We start from the raw sequence: 17418 nt of genomic DNA, 5'->3' as shown, positions 1-17418 counted from the left end.
AATGATGGCTCCCTTCTCCGTTTATTTATGGGTTGTCTCCGTACGTGGATCAAGCACATCACGCAGCCAATCTCCAAGGAAAATAACACCGAGTACGGTAAATGTAATGGCTAGTCCCGGGAATGTAGCGACCCACCAGCTTGTTGCAACGTATTGTCTGCCATCACTGAGCATCCCTCCCCAGGATACATCAGGTGGTTTGATACCTAGACCCAAGAAACTGAGTGAAGCTTCCATAATAATCGTTGTGCCGACATTCATACCACAGATGACGATAAAAGATGAAAGGATATTCGGCAGAATGTGTTTCAGAATCAATCTTCCATTCTTGGCACCAATCGATCTGGCCGCATGAACAAAATCACGCTCTTTGATACTAAGAACCTCACTTCTTACCACACGAGTGAATGGAACCCAGTTCGTCACCCCGATGACAAAGATCAACGTTGTAATACCCGGGCCAACAATTGCCATCACAACAAGCATGAACAGAATGGTTGGAATCGCCATGAATGCATCACCTACACGCATGATGACAGCATCCAGCCATTTCCCGTAGAATCCGGATACCAGCCCCAGAATCGCGCCAATAATTCCTGACACAATCACGGCACCCATCCCCACGATTAAGGAAACTCGGGCACCATATACAATTCGACTCCACATGTCTCTGCCGAGATTATCGGTACCCAGCCAGTATTCGGCCGTTCCGCCCTCAAGCCATGCTGGTGGTTTAAGTCGGCCCAGCGGATTCACCGCTGCCGGATCATGACTCGTCAATAGAGGTGCACCTATGGCAATTAACACAACCAACAATACAAGCACAGCACCAAACATTCCGGTCTTGCTGATAATCAGTTGTTGCCAGATATAACGAAATCCCGTTGGTGCACGCCCATTGTCTTTTTCCTGTTCTGTACCCGGAATTGGCATTTCATTGCTGCCTGTCATATGATTGCACCTCCTTCTAGTCGTATTTGATGCGCGGATCGAGCAGCCTGTAAGCTACATCCGTCAAGATGTTGATTACTACAACGATAAAGGCAATGACAAACACCGCTGCCTGTACAATCGCCATATCATGTGTGTTGACTGCAACGACCAGCAACTGACCCAGTCCAGGCCAGGAGAATACTGTTTCCGTAATCAAAGTCCCCCCGATCAGACTTGTAAACTGCAAACTCATAATCGTTACGACAGGAATTAATCCGTTCCGAAACGCATGTTTCACAATGACAACCATTCGGCCAAGCCCCTTGCTGCGAGCTGTTCGAATATAGTCCTGGTTGAGAATCTCCAGCATGCTGGAACGAATCAGTCGGGTCATCTGCGCAGCCAGTCCAACGCCAAGTGTAAATGCCGGCAAGATCAGATGTGACAATCCTCCGCGACCGGATACCGGCAATACGCCCAGCATGACGGAGAACAAGAGGATAAGCATAATCCCCATCCAGAAGTTTGGCATCGCCTTACCAATGACGGATATTCCTGAAATAATGAGATCGGTAAACGTATTGCGTTTGACAGCTGAAATGACGCCAAGTGGCACAGCCATAAGTACAGCAAAAAACATGGCGGCTACAGCCAGTTCAAAGCTGGCAGGCAATCTCTCCAGCACAAGCTCTAGCGCAGGCTGATTGTAGCGAAAAGACTGACCAAAGTCTCCCTTTATCGCACTGCCCAGAAACTTCACGTATTGCGTATATAAAGGCTGGTCCAAACCAAGTGCCTGCGTCAAGACAGCACGATCTTCAGCGGTAGCCGTTTCAGGCAACATTAACGCAACCGGATCACCGGTGACTCGAACCAAAATGAATACAATTAATGAAACAATGAACAGCACCGGAATGATCTGCAGTAGTGACTTAAGTACGTATTTGCCCATTCCTTGTTCACCTCCCTTTTAAAAAAGAACGGCAGGAACATGGTTATCCAGTCCCTGCCGTTCACGGCCTATCTTTTCAATGACCGGTTGTTATACCCGATGTTACTGTGCAACAGGTGTAATCTCGTCAGCATAGAACATCTCGTCACTGCGTGGCGCGAAGTTCACTTTAGCATTTGTTCCGTAGACACCTTCCATTTGGTACAGATATACGGCTGGGCGTTCTTCAGAGAAGATCTGTTGTACTTGCTGATACTCTTTCTCACGAGACGCAGGGTCCATGTTCACCAATGCCGATTGAAGCAGTTTCTCTACTTCAGGGTTGTTGTAATCCGACTCGCCTTTTGCTTCTTCCAACATATAACGATTGTAGTTATTCGAAGCATCGAACAAGGAGTTACCAATACCAATCATGAAGATTTCTTTGAATGATTTGGAGCTGTAACGTTCACTGAATGCACTTGCTTCCAGGACATCCAGATTGATTTTGAATCCGGCTTGTTCCAGCATTGCTGCAACAACTTCAGCCTGTTCTTTGTATTGTGCGGAAACGGAGATAGTCATCTCGGCTTCACCTTCCGCATAGCCAGCTTCTTGCAGCAACTGTTTGGCTTTTGCTTGATCATAAAGTGATGTTTTGTACAATGAAGGATCAGCACCGAAGTTGCCTGGTGTTACGGATGTGCGGGTTACGATACCTGCTCCGCCGGCAATGCTGTCCACGATCCCTTGTTTGTCGATAGCCAGGTCAATCGCTTCACGTACTTTCGGATCAGCTGTGATGCTACCTTCTGTCTGACGGAATATCAACTGAAGCACACGCTGGATTGGCGCTTTGACAATCTTCTTATCTGCTTCGCCTTCGATCCGGGCAATGTCAGTGGAGGGAATGGAAGACGCCACATCTACACCACCAGCAAGCAATTCGGATACACGTGTGGAGGCTTCAGGAATAACGCGGAATACCACTTCATTCCATTTTGGTTCACCGTCAAAGTAGTTCTCGTTTTTTACTAGTTCCACACGATCATCTTTGGTCCATTTACTGAACTTATAAGGGCCGGTGCCTACTGGTTGTTTCAGGAAAGCATCGAATCCTTTATCCGCAATATATTTTGCTGGCAGAATGCCTGCTCCCATTTTGGACAGACGGTTCAGGAGCAACGGATCTGGACCATCTGTGATGATATCTACGGTATAGTCATCCACCACTTTAACTTCTACGATATTTTTGAAATAACTGTTTTGTTTCAGTGTCTCGTCCTTGGCTACGCGCTCCAGCGTGTATTTTACATCTGCTGAAGTGAATGGATCGCCATTATGGAAGGTAACACCTTCACGCAGCTTAAATCTCCACGTTGTATCATCGACTTGATCCCATGATGTCGCAAGTCCCGCAACTTTTTTCTGTTCACTGTCATTTTTGATCAGATAATCAAAAACGTTGACCAGAACCGCCTCACTGGAAGTATTGTTGTTGTTGTGCGGATCAAAACTCTCAATATCGGTTGCCGCAGCAACGGTCAGTGTTGTACTTGCGCTTCCACTGCCCGTTCCTTCTGTTGCGGAACCATCATTTGTGCTTGTCGATTTTCCTCCGCAAGCGCTGAGTACCATTACGACTGCCAGTAACGTGATCCACAAGCCTGTCCATTGTCTTTTTTTCATTGTGATTGCTCCCCCTCAGAAGTTGTATTCCGTGCCAAAAATTCAAGTGCCACTGCAGACAACATGCCCACACCATAAGGCATCGCTGTCTCATCAAGATCAAACATGGGATGGTGGAGTGGATAGCGAGTACGTTCCTCATCATTCCCAGATCCTAGTCTGAAAAACACACCCGGAACCTGTTCACAATAAAACGCGAAATCCTCGCCCCCTGTGGAGGGTTTGATATAAGTCCATCCCTTCTCCGCATTAACCTGATCACAAGTCTCTGTTAGCAGGTCAACCATGCCGAGATCATTCACGACAACAGGGTATCCATCGCCGTAGACAACTTCGCATCCTGCTCCGAATGAATCACAGACCCCTTTAACAACCTGCTCGATCAGAGCTGGCATCCGCTCACGAATGGCAGGTGAGAGTGTACGAACCGTACCGATCATCTCCACTTCGGGGGCGATGGCTGTTCCCATATAACCTCCCGTGATTTTGCCAATCGTGACTACTGCCGGTTCAAGTGGATCAACCATCCGACTGACGATATTTTGCAATGCGGTGATGACCTGAGCGGATACCGCGATTGCATCAATACCCTCATGCGGACGAGCTGCGTGGCCACCCTTGCCAAACACCTTGATAATCAAGGGATCAGCTGATGCAAAAGCAACGCCCTGACTTACGCCCAAGGTTCCCGTGTCCTGTCCAGGTGTCATGTGTAATCCTGCGATGGCATCAACCTTTGGATTCTCCAGAACGCCGTCCTGGATCATGGCTCTTGCACCTGCAAGTCCCTCTTCTGCTGGCTGGAAAATAAATTTGATGTTGCCTGACTTCGGTCTTCCAAGACCAGTAAGCAGTTGGGCGGCTCCCATCAGGATGGAGGTGTGAGCGTCATGCCCACACAGATGCGCTTTGCCTTCTACTTGCGAACGGTATTCCACCGCTTTCTGATCCTGGATTGGCAAGGCATCCATGTCTGCGCGCAAAGCAAAGGTTGGTCCGTCGGTCTCTCCGCGAAGCAGGCCTGTAACCCCGGTCTGTCCGACATTGCGTGTAACTTCCAACCCCAGGCTTTCCAGATGCTCAGCTACGATAGCAGATGTGCGATGCTCCTCATAACCGATCTCCGGATGCTCATGTAAATCTCTGCGCCAAGCACTTAACTGGGCTTGTAGTGGCTGAGCCAGCTGTATTAGTTCTGAACGATTCATTTGCTGTCATTCCCTTCATTTTTGTCCGATTCAGAAACCAAACGGGCATAGATTGCATCCGCTGAGAATTCGATATGCCTTTTCATCGTCTCCTTAGACTTAGTGCTATCATGGGCTTTCAATGCTTCAAGAATCTCCATATGTACACCGTGGTTGACGGTACGTATCCGGTCATCATAAGGCATCAAGTCAAGCGCCGGATTAATTTTCGTCCGGATCTGTCTGACGGCTCTCTCGCAGTATGGATTCCCCGAAGCCTTGGAGATGGTTAGATGAAATTTCACATCCAGCGCCCTGAACCATTCCCTTGTGCAGTCTGGCTCTATACTTTGCTCCATGTAACCCTCAAGCAACTCCAGTTCGCCTGCGGTGATCCGCTCAGCAGCGAGAAAAGCTCCCTCTGGCTCGATGATGGTTCGATATTCGAACACCTTCAGCATCTGTGACCAATCCCGTTTAATTTCTTCTCTGGTCCGTTTATGCGAATTGGCTGTCAGAGGCAGTACAAATGTTCCGCCTTTGGCACCCACCCTTTTCTCTATCAAGCCTTTCTCTTCCAGTGAAGAGAGTGCCTCGCGAACAGTAATCCGGCTTACGTTAAAAATCTCTGCCAGATCTCGCTCGGCTGGAAGCTGTTCTTCACTCATTAATTCTTTCAAAATAATGGCTTCTTCCAGTTGTTCCCTAATGAATTCACTAACCTTTTTGGTAGATACTTTCTCAAAACGAAATGAAAACGTACTGGACATCTAAACACTCCGATCTGTATATGGTCTAGACCTTATACCATTAATATAATTCCGACTAAACTTATATGCAATACTTTTTTTCAAGTAAATTCATATTTTTTTTCTAATCACCTCCAAATTGAAGCATTTTGGCACAAAAAAGACGCATCTACACGCAGCAGATGCATCTTCGCTTTCGTTATTCTCCTCTATAACTTCTTATTGGCAAAGGGTCTGAAATCCTCTGTAACTGCAAGTTTTTTGCTTCCCCTCAGGTAAAAGCTGTCATCCGCTCTCCAGGTATGACTCTTTTTGTTCTGTCTGCGGTGATAGACATAATTATAAGGAGAGGTCGCATACGCTTTGAACCCTCTTTTCCTGCATTGTCTGAGAAAGGTTACATCTTCCCCTATTGAACGGTCCGTGAAGCGGACTTTTTTCAAGATCTCTCTTTTGAATAAAATAGTGCCCCCTTGTACAAATTCAACCGGTTTATTTTTTTCAGCAGGAGATCTGACCAACAATGTCTTGGATGCGCCCAAATAGACCAGGCACGAATGTTTACCCACAATATCACTTTTGGTCCGTCTAAGTTCTCTCACCTGCTCTGTTAAATAATACGGCGAATAGTAGTCATCATCATCAAATTTGGCAATCAGCGAAAAGCGCGCCCTTGTCATGCCAGCGTTCAGGCTTTGTCCTAGGGAAATGCTCTCCGGAACTTGATATACATGAACATTGGCAAGATTCCGAACCCGGTTTTGGTATAATGCCAGATTCATACTGTCATGATTCAGGACAATGATCAGTTCTTTGCTTTTATAACGCTGCCGACTGTAATTTTGCAGGATGTTGTCAAAAAATTGTGGCCGATTGGTACATACAACAATGGAAACACCATGACCCGTTCTGTGTTTAGTCAAGACATACCCTCTTTTCAGCTCATTTTTCTCTCATCATATGTGCCGAAATAGAGTCTGGTATGGACCAATAGCTAGGGCGTGTCTCAAAACTCGCTGAAGTGCATCTTTTACCGCCTTTTCGCCCCCTGCTGCGTCACTTTCCCTTGACGTGCCCCGGCACGCCTGCGGAAAACTTCCTGGCTTGGAACGAAAATTCGGCAAAATCTGCTTCCTTCGGAGTTTTCAGATACGCCCTAGTATCCAAAACACCAAAAACCCTCTGCCCCAAATAACAGGACAAAGGGTTCTCTAATCTATTGTTTTAAGCCTTTTCTATGCTTCGCTAGCGTTATTCAGGTATACAGCCTTGCCTGTGCGAGCAGATTCATAGAGTGCTTCCAGGATTTGAGATACAACCAGTGCTTGTTTCGGTGTGACCACCGGCTCCTGATCGTTCTCAATCGCTTCAATCCACTTTCTCATCTCAACATCCGGTGCGCTCTCGCTCTTACCATCGTAGAAAGCTACCCCGCCTGCACTCAGTTCAATCTCATTGGTGTATAGACGGCTGAATTTCTCACCATTGATGCGCAGTCCGTTCTTCATGTCCGCACCCGCTTCGCTACCGCTCAAGCTACATTTCGCCTCATCCACATCCAGTGAGTTCAGTGCCCAACTGGATTCCAGCATGATCGTTGCCCCATTCTCCATCACAATCATGCCAAAGGCCGAGTCTTCTACGGAGAATTGTTTTGGGTCCCACGGGCCCCAGGCATTGGCCGCATTTTCACGTTGTGAAAGCTCATGATAGGTCGTACCCAGCACAACTTTTGGTTGATAGTTATCCATCATCCAGAGCGTCAGATCAAGTGCGTGCGTACCAATGTCAATCAATGGGCCGCCACCTTGTTTCTCCTCATCCAGGAAAACACCCCATGTTGGTACTGCTCTACGTCTAATCGCATGTGCTTTGGCAAAATAAATATTACCCAGGTCACCTGCTTCGCACACCTTCTTCAAATACTGACTGTCTTCTCTGAAACGGTTGTTGTATCCGATAGTCAGTTTTTTGCCGGTACGTTCTGCCGCTTCCAGCATGAGCTGTGCTTCAGCAGATGTCTTCGCCATTGGCTTTTCACACATGACATGTTTCCCCGCTTCCAGGGCAGCAATAGAAATCTCGGCATGAGAAATATTCGGCGTAAGCACATGCACAATGTCCAAAGACTCATCCTTGAGCAATTCCTGATAATCCGTGTAGACTTCGGCTTCAGTAGTACCATATTTCTGTTTGGCTTCATCCGCACGTTCCTGAACGATATCACAGAAAGCCACCAGTTCAACATTATCCAATTTACTCAGACTCGGCAGATGTTTACCATTCGCGATTCCGCCACAGCCAATAATTCCGATACGATATACTTTACTCATATATATTCACCCTCACTTAAGTATTGGTTGTTTCATTTTACGAAAAGCCGACGGGGTCATCCCCAGACGTTTGCGAAATACAGCATGCAAATAGTTGGCATTATTGAATCCTGAAGCAAGTGCGATCTGTTCAATGGATACGTTACTTTCCTCCAGATTGCGGCACACGGCGCGCAGACGAATATCCTCCAGTACACGGCTGAACGGTATCTCCGGCTGTACTTGGTAGAAGATTCGCTGCAATTGTCTGCTGCTAATATGAAGTTTCTCAGCTACATGCTCCAGCGTGACCACTGAAGGGTGATTCGCCTCCATATACTGCACTGCATACTCATAGCGATACACCGACATATCCCGCACAGGGGCTTCCGGTCGATTCCCCCCGGTGTCGTATGCTCGCACGGTTTTAAGTAATATGCTGATGACCAGTTGCTTGATCGATGTATAATAACCTAACAATTTCTGATCACATGCCTCGTAGGCTTCCAAAAAACAATGCATTGCACGATGATAATCATTCACCGGAGTAAGCGGAAGCGTTCTCAGCTTTTCCATCGTTTCCTCGGATTCTGCTGCTTCCCAGGGATCGATATGTTCCCTTGGCTTGTGAACGATATCCACATGAAGACATAGTTCATCCATGTCCTCTTTGGCATCAGCCTCCTGATAATGAACGACACCCGGTCCAGTCAAATACAGCATACCTTCCGAGAGTGCATGTGTCTGATCATCGAGAATAACTTTGCCTTTACCTCTTGGGATAAAATGAAACTCAAACTCTGCATGATTATGGAAATCCACAACTCGGCCCGCTGGAAAAGAAGTCAGATGAAATCGCATCACGCGAATCTCATAATGTCCCCAAACCATTAGAATATCCAGTCTCTCCAGGAGATCCTGCCGTTCAAGCATTTTCTCATAAGGATACAGGCTCAAGATTGCACACCTCCTTAATAAAACCTAACCCTTCAACTCATCGAGAGCAACTCTGCGCCCTTCTTTGGCAGAGAGATTCGCTGCTTCCATCAAACGGGTAAGCTCCATAGCGATCTGCACGTTTTCAGTTGCATCCGTATCATTCTGTATATGTGCAACCCATTGATTGAATGCGCTTTCTCTTTGGTCTGCCAAAGGAAGTTCAGTCCAGTCATCATATTGTCCCTGTGCTGCTTTCGTGCGAATCAATAACTTTTCTTCGGGTGTTCCGTACAGAAGTGTACCTTCCGTACCATGAACCTCAATCGTAAATGGAGAATGGCTGTTCACAAAACCGGCTTCAACAACGCCGACTGCTCCAGAATCCGTAAACAAGGTTGCAACGGCATTATCTTCCACTTCTTTGCCTGTAATATATCCGAAGTTGGCGTTAACCGCAGTTACTTCCTGACCAAGAAACAGTTTGGCGAGATACATTGGATGGCAACCCAGATCAATGAGTGCACCGCCCTGACAATCCTTCAGATTATAGAAGTGTTCAGGCAACCAGTTCGAAGTCGCTCCATCATGCGATAAACGCGCTCTTACATAAGTTATTTTACCAAGTAATCCTTGGTTAAGCACATCCTGTATCGTTAGCGTATATCCTGCATTCAGACGCGGTAAGGAGACTGTCATCTTGACCTTGTTTGCCTTTACCTCATTAAGGATTCTGTTGGATTCCACCTGTGTCGACGCAATAACTTTCTCCGTGAAAATGTGTTTACCTGCTTTTGCAGCAGCGGTGATCACATCTTCATGGATGCGAGTTGGCGCATCTACAATAACGGCATCGATGTCATCCTTGGCCAACATATCTTCGAGTGAAGCATAGAATGGTACGTTTAAACGTTCAGCCGCTTCCTGACCACGCTTGGCATCTTCATCCCATACAGCGGCGATGACTGTATCCTCATGTTCCTGTGCCTGCTTGATGTAATCCCATGCGTGAACATGCCACAAGCTAATTTTTCCAATTCGAATGGTCACTGTTGTCTTACCTCCATACTATATAATATTCTGACATTTATCTATAAGTTATCACAGACTTAATCTATTTTTAATAGAAACTCGCGACAATAAATGTATAAAATCACGACATGAATGTTATTAGACATTTATACACTTGCCCAAATCCCTGATATATTTTACATAACGGAGCACACAACAAAAACCTCCTGTCCACGCTACCGTGACCAGGAGGTTTCTATAATTATGATATTCAATAATCAACTCAAAGTATCGCATAACCTTGTGTAACAATCTTGTACCCGGATACCTTCTGGCTATGCCCCTCCAACTTGCCCTTAACCCGTTCCAGCACATCGCTCTCATAGACGGAGGCTATTTCGAATCCAGGCTGTACGTTCAATTCAACGGGTTCGGAGTTCAGATTATACCAGCGAGCAATCAAATCTCCGGTTTCCTCTGCGATCTTCAATGTGGAGAAGGCTAGTGACGAACCTTGTGCATTCCATGCCAGCCATTGCTTCGACAGAGGCAGTTCCACCTTGTACCCATCGGCACCGGCATGACTTTCTCGCTCAAATGTATACGCAAGTGCCCCTTGCTGTACAGTCGTCCACGGAATCGGATACACGTATGCGGATGCACATGCACCTGACTGTGCAGCATCGCCCGCAAATGGAATAATCGCATATTCCACACTCTGAGGTCCCAGACATTGGGCTTCCGGTGTTTCAAACACACCCCAATCTCCCAGTTCCGAAGAGGCACGCAGCAGCGTAACCGCAATCGTACTGCCCTCTTCATGCTGTAAAATCTCGTATTCATTCAGCCCTTTGTTCGCAATCATCAACCCGTGATCACCATCGGTCACATGTACAAATGCTTGCTGATGCTGTGCATTACTCGGATTCACCCATTCTTTGGCCGGTGTATTGGAGCGTTTTGCAATTTCAAAGATGGAATCTGCATAATGCTCCTCTGTCACCAGTCCGGATGGAAATAATGCACGCAGTCGATGATCCTTGGCCTGATTGTTAAAGTCAGATTTTACCTTGACCATATTACTGCCCGCTTCCAACGTATACGTTGTCGTAATCACCAAGGGAACAGTGTTCTCGACTCGCTGTGCCTTCCGTTCTGTAAAAGGAACCATTTGGCGCTTCTCCAGCTCGAACAGTTCATCTGCTCCAGCAGGAATATCCCAGCGTAATACACTTTGCATAACTGCCCGATACGGAGACTGCTCCACAATCCGCAGGTCCGCCTTCAGATGCTCCGTGTTCAGCGTTGTCTCTCCCTCCGGTTGACGGTAGACATATTCATTGCCGATATCACCGGTATTCTCATATGAATTTAATCCCCTGTATACAGCACCGGAGACCTTATCTTCAATTGTAGCCGTACCATTCTCTTCAACCGTCACTCGCAATTGACCGTTCTCCATCATCATTCCCTGCACCTGGATGAGTTCGCTCGTATCGGGCACTTCTACAATCTCAACATTCTCTGCTTGCTTCTCTACTGGAATGAGAGCATAAGTCTTATATCCCAGCGAAGGTACATCCACCGCCTGGAAAGTCACTCTTACTTTACGAGCCATATAAGGTTGTCGGAAACGATCCTTCGGAAGTTCATAGCCAAAATGTGCACCCAGATCGTTAATTTCTGCCGAATACACTTGTCCATCCGAATCGACCAGCTGATACACTGGTAGTGCATCTTTTTCCACCTTCTGCGCAAGTGCCTGAGGGTTAGGACCTTCCGGGAAAAATGCTTTGTCCACAATCAGATCCATCTCAATGATTCCATTTCGATTCCACCCACTCGTGTTGAACACGGTGAACAGCACCGCTTCCTCTCCCCAAGCCTCAGCAGGTTGCACACGAATGGACTCAGCAATCGCCTGCGCGCTCTGGGAAACCAATTTCTCTGCAAGTTGTCTGCTCTTGGCAAAGCGGGTCACCATCTCACGATGAACCTCATCGACACTGCATCCGCAGATGCTATCATGTGGGTGGTTCTGCATCAGCATCTTCCATGCATGCGTCAATAGATGATGCGGATAATCTTTTACCCCGGCTATATGGGCCATGGCGGCCAGTGGTTCGGCTACTTTTTCAAGCAACGTCTGCCCCTGCTGGTTCAACTGTTTCAGATAAACCCGTGCGGATGCCGTATTCACCAGTGTTCCCCAACCATCCGTGTGCTGACTGCGAAGCTCACCCTCAATGGTCGCCAGATGCTCAGGGACTTCCTTCGTAACCGCCTCAATATAATCGTCAAAATTGGAGTGGATAAATTCCACGTCAGGGTACAACGCAGCTGCTGTGCGTAAAGCCTCTGGCAGATCCATCTGGATCGGCTGATGATCACAACCATTCATGAACAACAGATGGGGAGTCGAGGCAAACTTCTCGGCATCCGCCAGATTTTTATCCCAATAGGCTCGGGCTTTCTCCGAATCAACCGGAACTTCCATCCCATTGCAGTACCAGTTCGCGAACAAAATGCCGAGCACTTCCGAACCATCCGGCGAACGCCAGATCATCTCAGAATAGGGAGATTCATAACTGTCTGCATCAACCACGGCATTATTGAATCCCGTAGGCTTCACCCCACGCCCGAAGATCGCGTTATGAATATCCGCCTGTTGCAGAATCTGCGGTGCCTGTCCCATATTTCCGAACGAGTCTGGGAAGTATCCCGTCTTGGATATCACACCCAAAGGTCGAGCATCACGATGACCGATGAGCAGATTACGCAAGTTGGCCTCACTGCTGGTCAGAAACTCATCCTGTAACACATACCATGGGCCAAAATGAATGCGTTCTTCACGAATATAACGGTCGAGCCTCTCCTGTTGTTCGGGCCGAACCTGCAAATAATCTTCACGAATAATCGTCTGCCCATCCAGATGGAAATAGCGATATTCGGGGTCCTGATCAAGCGTGTCCAGCAGTTTATCCATCAGCTCAATGAGCAATACGTGATGGTGTTCATAAGGCATATACCATTCGCGGTCCCAATGGGTATGCGAGATGAGATGTGCCGTCTTTTTGGTTGTCATGTAGCGTACCTCCTGTCATTAACCTTTGGTTGCCCCGCCCATGCTGAAGCCCTTGGACATGTAACGCTGGGAGAAAATATATAGCACAACCGAAGGCATTGTATAAAGTAGTGAAAATGCAGCCAATCTGCCGTATTCAACCATACCGTGGCTGCCAAAGAACTGATAAATCGTGACTGATGCCGGGAGTTTCTCCGGTGTCTGGAGCAGGATGTATGGCACGAAGAAGTTGCCCCAACTTCCCGAAAAGGTAAATATCGCTATCGTTGCAATACCTGGCAACATCAGCGGAGCCACGATTCGTCTCAATCCGTTCCATACGGACGCTCCGTCAATCCATGCCGATTCTTCCAGATCAATGGGCACCGAATCCATGAAATTTTTCATCATCCAGATGCCGTAAGGAAGTGAGGATGCGGTCAGGAACAACATCGTGGCGATGATGCTATTTTGCATTTTGAAGAACAGAAACATCTGAAATACCGGAACCATCACGGCAGTAATCGGTAGAGCTGTCATGAACAGAATCGATAACAGGAAGCTTTTTTTGAATCTCATTTCATAACGGGATAAAGGATACGCAGCAAGAACAGATACCAGTACAACCAATATCGCTTGCCCTCCCGACAGAATCAGGCCTACACCGAATGAACGAAGATTGCTCGAATCCCCTAGTACATCCTTGAAATTTTGAATGGTCCAGGTACTGGGCATTTTGATGCCCTGTTGCGCGTTCGGGTCAAATGAAGCCAGAATGATCCAGAGCAGCGGCAATAAAAAACAGAGCCCTAGAAAAACTAGAATCCCGTACTGGATTTTGCGTTGAAGCCCATGTTTGACCATAGGGATCGAACCTCCTTCATGGTTACACTTTCACTTTCATGGATCGCATGTAGAACAGGCTGGCGATAATACCGATGAACAACAGAACCAGAGATATGGCTGTGCCGTATCCAAACTGATAGTTCACAAAGGCCTGATTGTACATGAATATCGGCAAGGTTTGTGTCGAAGTACCCGGGCCACCACCGGTCATCGTATAGATCAGCGTGAAAACACCCAGTGTCTGTAGAGTAACCAACATCATGTTGGTCACGATGGACCCTTTTACCATTGGAATCGTAATGTGTCTGACAATCTGGAACCCGGTGGCACTGTCAATAATCGCAGCTTCTTCAACTTCCTTCGGGATATCATCCAGTGCCGACTGATAGACCATCATTGAAAAGGCTGTGCCGTGCCAGATATTCGCGATAATGACACTCACCATAGGGAAACTGAACAACCAGGAGACTGGATTCGCTCCAAACCAGCCGAGGATCTGATTCAATGAACCATTGTCACTGAAAAAGGCGACCATACAGAATGCCACAACAATCTCGGGTGTCACCCAACCGGCAATGACGATGATGCCGATGACCCGGCGGAAGGTCACATTTTTCTCCTTCATTAGAAGAGCCAGAATGAACCCAAGCAATACCTGACCAATCACTGCGGAGAAGATGAGAAAAACCAGCGTGCGCCAAACACTAATCCGGAAATCCGGATCATGGAACATATTAATGAAATTCTGGAATCCGACAAACTCCAAACTCTTGGCTGCCGACCCGGTCAGAGCCATGTTCGTAAAGGCAAAACAGATCGTCAGAATGATGGGAACAATGAAAAACACAAGTAATAACAGTACGGAAGGCATGAGAAACAGAAATGAACCTGGTGCTTTCCTTTTCATAAGTCACTCTCCATTCGAACCGGAAAAAGGGGAGATTGTGCCTCCCCCTCCGAATATATCGATATCCTTATTTCTCTTCGATGCTGTCCGCGCCAAGGGAACGGGATACGTTGTCCTTCAATTGTGTAACTCCCTCTTCCGGCGTCAGCTTGCCAGAGGCAATACTCTCAACAATGCTTTGCAATTGTGCGGATACCGCTGCATATTGATCGTTCGCTGGACGGAAGTGGGCCACATTCAAGAGTTCCTGTGCTTCTTTGGTATAAGGACGATCCGTATAACCTTCAACTTCTGTGGAATCATTACGTGGGCTGAGGCTGCCTTCCGCTATTACACGAGCAGTCGCATTTTCCTTATTCATCAGAAACTCGATAAATTTCCAAGCTTCTTCCTTGTTCTTCGCTTGTGCAGGAACAGACCAAGCCCATCCTCCAGACATCGTAGTTGCTCCAGGTTCTTCCCCATTTTGTGTCGGGAATGGTGCAAAACCTATTTTTTCTTCAACGTTGGCGATTGGAGCAGCACCGTTCTCGGCCCATGTCGAACCTGCCCAGCTACCATCTACAGCCATCGCCAGTTTGTCTTGCGGAAACTGTTGCTGGAATGCAATACTGCCAGCTTGTCCATTCAGGGCAACCTGCATGGTTGGACCTGTTTTATCCGTGTTAAACACTTGATCTATGAATTTGAAGGAATCCAGCAGCCCCGGGCTGTTCACGACCCATTTTTTGCTGGTGTCGTTATACAGCGTGTCCGCCGTACCATAGAGCAGCATTTCCAGTGTTTGCATGGTGACACCTTCACCGTTTGCTTTGCCCACGATCATATTAAGTGGTGTCACACCCGGCAGTTTTTGCTTGATCGTACGTGCTGCTTCGAGCACTTCTGCCCAGCTTGCAGGTTTGAACGGAACTTCAAGTCCTGCCTGTTGAAACAGTTCCTTGTTGTACCAGATTCCGCGTGTATCCGAGGTAGCCGGAACGCCGTACACTTTGCCGTCTTCTCCGGTAACCCCTGCCTTCAGGTTGTCGATGATGTGTTCTTCCCAATCGGGCCATCCCTGAACCTGTGTATCCAGCGGCTCCAGATATCCCGCAGCAGCATCGGATTTGATGATGGATGTATCTTCAGCAATGACATCCGGTGCCGTATCCGGGGATTTCATTTGCAGAACCATTTTGGACGTATAATCGCCTTCACTTGCCAGTACAGGCGCAATGTTGATTTTGATATCCGGGTTTTCTTTCTCGAATTGATCCACCAAGCCTGATTGGAAGAATTTCGTAAGTGTATCTTCAGATCCTGAAGAACGGAACGATACAGTTACTTCCTTCTTGCCATCACTGGTTGTGCCTGTGCTTGAGCTTCCGCCCGAACAGGCTGTAGTAAGAATGAGCAAGGATGTCATAACTGCTGCTATCGGCATTTTCAATGATATTTTTCTCATGATTCGCTCTCCTCTTGTCGGAATTTAACGAACTCCGAACGTTATAATGTACTCGCAGGTTATCTCTTGCTTCCCTATCTATTTCTGTACGCGGAATCCGCAATAATCCATAATCAGTTCACTAAAGAGCATGTTGGACCATGAAAACCATGGACGTGTATATTCATGTGGATTGTTGGCCGAAAAACCTTCATGGGTCAGTCCGGTATCCGCATCCGTCTTATGGATAAGCTGAAGCAATCGTAGTTTTTCATTGCGATCCTCTGTAGTCAGCCCCTGCATCGATAAAGCGATATGCCAGATGTACCCTTCCGGTGTATGCGGACTACCGATTCCTGCTGCTGCTGTTCCCTCATAAAAATACGGGTTGTGCGAGGAAAGAATGAAACGGCGTGTATTCTGATACACCTCGTCGTTCTCCTCCACATATCCGAGATAAGGTAAAGACAGCAGACTTGGCACATTGGCATCATCCATCAGATTGTGATTGCCTTTCCCATCCGTTTCGTAGGCATATATGGTTCCATATTCCGGATGTTCAACGGTGCCATAATCCTGAATACCTTTGTTGATCTGTTCCTCCAACTGCTGAGCAGTCGCTGCCAGCGTTTCATCCTCGAACACGGCTTTAGCAATTTCCTGTAGATATCGAAGCGCCACAACAGCGAACATATTGGATGGAATCAGATAACCATATTCACAACGATCGTCGCTGGGACGGAATCCCGACCAAGTCATGCCTGTGTAGGCTGTTTCAGTACCTCGTCCCTCTCGGGTGAGCGTATCGGTTTCGGGAGCATCCAGACGTTGGAACGTGTAGGGTGATTTCGTCTCATGATGCTGTTCCACTTGCCATAACTGCATGATGATCTGTGCTGCTTTACGGAACGTATCATTGAATTGAGTTGTTCTTCCTGTGTTCTTCCACAAGAGATAACTGAGCTGAATCGGATAAGCCAATGAGTCGATCTCATACTTCCGTTCCCAGATCCAATCATTCATTTGCGTCAGGTCTTCCTGATGTCCTTTCCCACTCTCCGTCTCATTAAAAGCGTTTGCATAAGGGTCCAGGAGAATATAATTCAGTTGACGTTCAACCAGTCCAGCGATCATGTCGGCGATATCTTCATCCTCTGAAGCGAGAACCAAATATGGTCTCACCTGAGCAGCAGAATCACGTAACCACATGGCAGGAATATCTCCCGTAATCACAAAAGTTGTTCCATCTTCTTTGCGCTGAATTGTAGTCGCCATCGTATTGGTAAAACAATTTTTGAACATTTGGTTGAGTTCCGGATGGTCCGGCATACGTTTGTTAACCTGATCAATCATGTCGTATATTGAGGGAGAAATTTCTTGATCATCTCTGGGTGTCAGCATGTTGTCCTCCTTATGTAATCCAGTTT

At 47.2% G+C, this 17418-nt stretch carries 14 protein-coding genes; all 14 read right to left on the bottom strand.

Translation table 11 applies throughout. The features are described from left to right. Positions 1–21: 21 nt before the first annotated feature. Entirely contained in the window at positions 22–951 is a 930-nt protein-coding gene (locus NSQ20_RS15295) for an ABC transporter permease (RefSeq protein ID WP_340032905.1), read from the bottom strand. Positions 952–967: 16 nt separating this feature from the next. Continuing rightward, a complete protein-coding gene (locus NSQ20_RS15290) occupies positions 968–1885 on the bottom strand; it encodes an ABC transporter permease (RefSeq protein ID WP_253508187.1) in 918 nt (305 codons plus the stop codon). Positions 1886–1987: 102 nt separating this feature from the next. Further along, positions 1988–3553, bottom strand: a complete 1566-nt coding sequence (locus NSQ20_RS15285; protein ID WP_127545891.1) for an ABC transporter substrate-binding protein — start codon at positions 3551–3553, stop codon at positions 1988–1990. Beyond that, positions 3550–4761, bottom strand: a complete 1212-nt coding sequence (locus tag NSQ20_RS15280) for a M20 family metallopeptidase (RefSeq protein ID WP_076317980.1) — start codon at positions 4759–4761, stop codon at positions 3550–3552. Before NSQ20_RS15280 ends, NSQ20_RS15285 begins: the two co-directional genes overlap by 4 nt. Then, entirely contained in the window at positions 4758–5510 is a 753-nt protein-coding gene (locus tag NSQ20_RS15275) for a FadR/GntR family transcriptional regulator (RefSeq protein ID WP_127545888.1), read from the bottom strand. The genes NSQ20_RS15280 and NSQ20_RS15275 overlap by 4 nt, the downstream gene beginning before the upstream one ends. 188 nt (positions 5511–5698) lie before the next feature. Continuing rightward, positions 5699–6412 (bottom strand): glycosyltransferase family A protein, encoded by a 714-nt coding sequence (locus NSQ20_RS15270; protein ID WP_340032904.1) that lies wholly within the window; start codon positions 6410–6412, stop codon positions 5699–5701. A 312-nt stretch (positions 6413–6724) separates the two neighbouring features. Next, complete coding sequence (locus tag NSQ20_RS15265; RefSeq protein WP_062834239.1) at positions 6725–7822, bottom strand: Gfo/Idh/MocA family oxidoreductase; 1098 nt, start codon at positions 7820–7822, stop codon at positions 6725–6727. 12 nt (positions 7823–7834) lie between these two features. Next, entirely contained in the window at positions 7835–8758 is a 924-nt protein-coding gene (locus NSQ20_RS15260; protein ID WP_340032903.1) for an AraC family transcriptional regulator, read from the bottom strand. Positions 8759–8782: 24 nt separating this feature from the next. After that, on the bottom strand, positions 8783–9787 hold the full coding sequence (locus tag NSQ20_RS15255) for a Gfo/Idh/MocA family oxidoreductase (protein WP_340032902.1): 1005 nt from the start codon (positions 9785–9787) through the stop codon (positions 8783–8785). Between the two features lie 244 nt (positions 9788–10031). Beyond that, a complete protein-coding gene (locus NSQ20_RS15250; protein WP_340032901.1) occupies positions 10032–12833 on the bottom strand; it encodes an alpha-mannosidase in 2802 nt (933 codons plus the stop codon). A gap of 18 nt (positions 12834–12851) precedes the next feature. Beyond that, positions 12852–13676 (bottom strand): carbohydrate ABC transporter permease, encoded by an 825-nt coding sequence (locus NSQ20_RS15245; RefSeq protein ID WP_076211825.1) that lies wholly within the window; start codon positions 13674–13676, stop codon positions 12852–12854. A 22-nt stretch (positions 13677–13698) separates the two neighbouring features. Beyond that, a complete protein-coding gene (locus NSQ20_RS15240; protein WP_340032900.1) occupies positions 13699–14565 on the bottom strand; it encodes a sugar ABC transporter permease in 867 nt (288 codons plus the stop codon). Positions 14566–14632: 67 nt separating this feature from the next. Next, complete coding sequence (locus NSQ20_RS15235; RefSeq protein WP_340032899.1) at positions 14633–16012, bottom strand: extracellular solute-binding protein; 1380 nt, start codon at positions 16010–16012, stop codon at positions 14633–14635. 78 nt (positions 16013–16090) lie between these two features. Next, on the bottom strand, positions 16091–17392 hold the full coding sequence (locus NSQ20_RS15230; RefSeq protein ID WP_340032898.1) for a glycoside hydrolase family 125 protein: 1302 nt from the start codon (positions 17390–17392) through the stop codon (positions 16091–16093). Between the last annotated feature and the right edge of the window lie 26 nt (positions 17393–17418).

This window comes from Paenibacillus sp. FSL K6-1122, assembly GCF_037977015.1.
GTDB classification, from domain to species: Bacteria; Bacillota; Bacilli; order Paenibacillales; family Paenibacillaceae; genus Paenibacillus; species Paenibacillus amylolyticus.
The sequence above is the reverse complement of the archived record's forward strand: the minus strand, read 5'-3'. Positions and strand labels throughout refer to the sequence as shown.

What these genes read in the sequence shown, in the direction of transcription:
- NSQ20_RS15230 (WP_340032898.1), bottom strand. Translation starts at nt 17,392, where the DNA reads ATGCTGACACCCAGAGATGATCAAGAAATTTCTCCCTCAATATACGAC.
- NSQ20_RS15250 (WP_340032901.1), bottom strand. Translation starts at nt 12,833, where the DNA reads ATGACAACCAAAAAGACGGCACATCTCATCTCGCATACCCATTGGGAC.
- NSQ20_RS15285 (WP_127545891.1), bottom strand. Translation starts at nt 3,553, where the DNA reads ATGAAAAAAAGACAATGGACAGGCTTGTGGATCACGTTACTGGCAGTC.
- NSQ20_RS15240 (WP_340032900.1), bottom strand. Translation starts at nt 14,565, where the DNA reads ATGAAAAGGAAAGCACCAGGTTCATTTCTGTTTCTCATGCCTTCCGTA.
- NSQ20_RS15275 (WP_127545888.1), bottom strand. Translation starts at nt 5,510, where the DNA reads ATGTCCAGTACGTTTTCATTTCGTTTTGAGAAAGTATCTACCAAAAAG.
- NSQ20_RS15295 (WP_340032905.1), bottom strand. Translation starts at nt 951, where the DNA reads ATGACAGGCAGCAATGAAATGCCAATTCCGGGTACAGAACAGGAAAAA.
- NSQ20_RS15245 (WP_076211825.1), bottom strand. Translation starts at nt 13,676, where the DNA reads ATGGTCAAACATGGGCTTCAACGCAAAATCCAGTACGGGATTCTAGTT.
- NSQ20_RS15280 (WP_076317980.1), bottom strand. Translation starts at nt 4,761, where the DNA reads ATGAATCGTTCAGAACTAATACAGCTGGCTCAGCCACTACAAGCCCAG.
- NSQ20_RS15235 (WP_340032899.1), bottom strand. Translation starts at nt 16,012, where the DNA reads ATGAGAAAAATATCATTGAAAATGCCGATAGCAGCAGTTATGACATCC.
- NSQ20_RS15265 (WP_062834239.1), bottom strand. Translation starts at nt 7,822, where the DNA reads ATGAGTAAAGTATATCGTATCGGAATTATTGGCTGTGGCGGAATCGCG.
- NSQ20_RS15290 (WP_253508187.1), bottom strand. Translation starts at nt 1,885, where the DNA reads ATGGGCAAATACGTACTTAAGTCACTACTGCAGATCATTCCGGTGCTG.